Source organism: Bathymodiolus azoricus thioautotrophic gill symbiont (genome assembly GCF_001298715.1).
Lineage (GTDB): Bacteria > Pseudomonadota > Gammaproteobacteria > PS1 > Pseudothioglobaceae > Thiodubiliella.
The window spans coordinates 1-3,077 of record NZ_CDSC02000281.1 but is presented as its reverse complement, the minus strand read 5'-3'; the positions used below and the strand labels follow the sequence as shown (position 1 = coordinate 3,077).

5 protein-coding genes are annotated in these 3,077 nt (G+C 34.0%); all 5 read left to right on the top strand.

Translation table 11 applies throughout. The annotated features are described in order from the left end of the window. Nucleotides 1-429: 429 nt before the first annotated feature. Genes gspG through gspK form a run of 5 tightly spaced genes read left to right on the top strand, consistent with a single transcriptional unit; the run spans nt 430 to nt 2,992 of the window. Nucleotides 430-828: a type II secretion system major pseudopilin GspG gene (gene gspG / locus BAZSYMA_RS05495; protein ID WP_090716498.1), complete on the top strand. Its 399-nt coding sequence runs from the start codon at nt 430-432 to the stop codon at nt 826-828. Then, complete coding sequence (locus tag BAZSYMA_RS05490) at nt 797-1,252, top strand: prepilin-type N-terminal cleavage/methylation domain-containing protein (protein ID WP_195910113.1); 456 nt, start codon at nt 797-799, stop codon at nt 1,250-1,252. The genes gspG and BAZSYMA_RS05490 overlap by 32 nt, the downstream gene beginning before the upstream one ends. Continuing rightward, nucleotides 1,242-1,607: a type II secretion system minor pseudopilin GspI gene (gspI, locus tag BAZSYMA_RS05485; RefSeq protein ID WP_090716492.1), complete on the top strand. Its 366-nt coding sequence runs from the start codon at nt 1,242-1,244 to the stop codon at nt 1,605-1,607. Before BAZSYMA_RS05490 ends, gspI begins: the two co-directional genes overlap by 11 nt. Continuing rightward, nucleotides 1,604-2,101: a prepilin-type N-terminal cleavage/methylation domain-containing protein gene (locus tag BAZSYMA_RS05480; RefSeq protein WP_090716489.1), complete on the top strand. Its 498-nt coding sequence runs from the start codon at nt 1,604-1,606 to the stop codon at nt 2,099-2,101. Before gspI ends, BAZSYMA_RS05480 begins: the two co-directional genes overlap by 4 nt. Further along, nucleotides 2,102-2,992 carry a type II secretion system minor pseudopilin GspK gene (gene gspK, locus BAZSYMA_RS05475; RefSeq protein ID WP_090716486.1) on the top strand — a complete coding sequence of 297 codons (891 nt, stop codon included), beginning with the start codon at nt 2,102-2,104 and terminating at the stop codon, nt 2,990-2,992. It begins immediately after the preceding gene. Nucleotides 2,993-3,077: the final 85 nt, after the last annotated feature.

The window sequence follows — 3,077 nt, the reverse complement described above, 5'->3', positions numbered from 1 at the left end:
GTGCACAATTGCTATTAAGGACTGGGAAGTGTTGATCAATGGTATTAGACAAACTCAATGTGTTAATGGTATGTGCAGTAGCAAGTAGCCCAATGCGAGCGGTTAGAAGTTCGTTGGTAGAGGACAGTTTGTAGTTTAAAATGTTCATAAATGTAGTAAGGTTTGGTTGTGTATAAAGGGGATGTGGTTGTCTTTTGTGTTTTCACCCAATGGGTGAAGAGGTTTTTTGGTTGAAATCATTATACCAGTTGGGGTTTGTGTGTTTTTTTGATTTCTATTTTTGGATTAGGGATCTTTTATCATGCAGATAAAAGATTTTACAGGCTATAATGTGACTGGGAAAAGTATAGGTAGACTAGAAAGATGGTAAAAGAAAGAATAGTCAATCTCAACTCTCTCCCTACATAAAATTCACTAAATATAAAATAAATGCAAACAATAAAAAATAAAAAACAACATGGGTTTACCTTAATTGAAATACTGGTAGTAATGGCAATTATTGGTATTTTAGCCAGTATTATCGTACCAAAGCTAACCAGTAAGGTTGGTGATGCGCGCGTGCAAAAAGCACATTATGATATTAAGGTAATCTCTTCAATGCTTGATTTATATAAATTAGATAAATATGGTTATCCAAATTCTGAACAAGGTTTGGAAGTGCTGGTGGGTCCGTATTTAAAGACACTGCCTAAAGATCCGTGGGGTAAGGCATACTTATATTTAAACCCAGGCGCACATAATGCCAAGTTTTTTGATTTATATACCTTGGGTGCTGATGGTGTTTCTGGTGGTAACGATGAGAACAAAGATATTGGCAACTGGGAATAATAACAACTCTGTTATAAAACACAATGCTGGATTCACGCTGATTGAGTTACTGGTTGTTGTTGTCATCGTTGGTATTTTGACAAGCTTAGTTACTTTAAGCATGAACCTGGCTAAACCTTCTGCTGTGAAAAGTTTGAAGGTAAAAATACAAAACCACATTGCATCAACGCAGAACCATGCGCAGCTTTATAACAAACCAATTCGTTTAATTATTCGTTCAAACAAAATTCAATCATTAACTTTAAATAAGTCATCTTGGAAACCCTATAAAGCACTACCGGTATTAGAGTTCGGTTCAGTTGCTGTGGACTCCGATGTTGATACCATTGAGATACTACCCAATGGATTTATAACACAAGCGTCCATCATATTATCTAAAGATGATGAGTCTAGCATAATCAACACTAAAACCAATGAACGCTAAGGGCTTTACGCTTGTTGAGACATTAATTGCACTTGCGATTGTGGCTATTTCACTGGGTGCTTTGGTTAAGGCAAATCAACAAAATGCTCAACAAATCATTTATTTTAAGCAAAAGACTTTAGCGAATTTAGCTTTGAGTAATTTAAGTGTAGAAAAACGCCTAGGTCGAAAACCTAATACTGGATATCAATCAGGTGAATACACACTAGGAAAGCAAACTTGGTATTGGCTGTCTCATACACAGATAACGCCGAATAAGAATATCAATAAGACTGATTTAACACTCTACCCAACAATCGCCAAACGAGAGGCTAAAGCCTCAATTGCTGAATTAGTGTTTTACTTTGAGAAATGAAACAAAAGGGTTTTACTTTGGTGGAAGTGTTGATTGTTATGGCGATTTTGTCTGTTATTAGTTTAATTTCTTACAGCACGCTAACAACAACATTTAAACACCAGTCAGTACAAAAAAAGCATTCGCAAGCCTTAAGCGAAATGCAAAAAACGCTACTTTACTTTGAGAGAGATTTCTCTCAGATATTTAATCAAGAAGTCATATTAAATGAAAAAGGTGTGCAACTAAATAGCATACAAAATGATACATTGTTAAATATTCATTATGAATTTGGTTCGAATATAATTAAGCGTCAAGATAAAACCGATATAGAAAGAATAGCTGAGTTGGCACTATTGAAGGAAGTTAGTCAATTAAAAATTCGTGTATTGGATAATCGAAATAAATGGCATGAAGCTTGGCAATATGAAAACAATAAAAACCATTTAAAAGCCATAGAAATTAAATTTAGTCACCCTTACTGGGGTGAGATTAAACAATTGCTTGCGATCTAGATGAATATAGCGCATAAAAAAAATGAAAAAGGGATTGTGCTAGTCAGTGTGCTAATTATCGTGGCAATGGTCGGTTTGGCTGTGAGTTTAATGTGGCAACAACAAGCTTCTAATCTTAATAGCACGAAAAATATCATTCACACTAGTCAAACCATTAATTACCTTTACAACCTTGAAGTATGGGCCAAAAGTATTTTGAGAAATGATGATGCTAAAGTCGACCATTTGAAAGAAGATTGGACAACCATTATTCCTCCAATTGAAGTTCCCAATGGCGAGCTTCACGGAAGGATAGTTGATGTACAGGCGCGTTTTAATATCAATCATTTATTTTCAATTAATAATGATTCTACTCAAGCTTACCTCAATCCAAATTATATGAATTGCTTAAACAAGTTAAACGCAAGCTTAAAGCAAGATTTTATGAGTGATTTTATTATTGAGTATGTAAATAAACAGCGTCCAATAGAGAAATTTAAGCATTTGTCAGCGCTTAGAAAAATAGAGGGTATTGAGTATAAGGATTATTTAAAAATAAAGTCTTATTTAACAGCATCCAGTTTAATTAAAACAGTTAATATCAATACTGCTAGTAAAGAAGTACTTAGTTGTTTGCATCCAGATTTATCAATTTCTTTAGCGCAAAACATTATTGATAAAAGACCATTTAATTCACTTAGTGAGGCAAAAACTGCAATTCGTCAAGCGATAGGAGGAGGCAGTCAAAGCGCCTTTAATAAAAATTTAATTAGCATCAATAGTCAATTTTTTTTGTTGGAGTCTGATATACGAATTGCCAGTAGCCACATCAAGGTAGAGACACTTTTTCATCGAAATGCTAGGTTACTTAATGTAATTTCTCGCACTTATGAACAAATATCATCTGATTAACTTAAGAGAGAAAAGACAAACTAGGGGTATAAATTAAGTTTTTTTTCGCCATTGTTACTTTGTATTCCGTTATTTAATTAGTCAA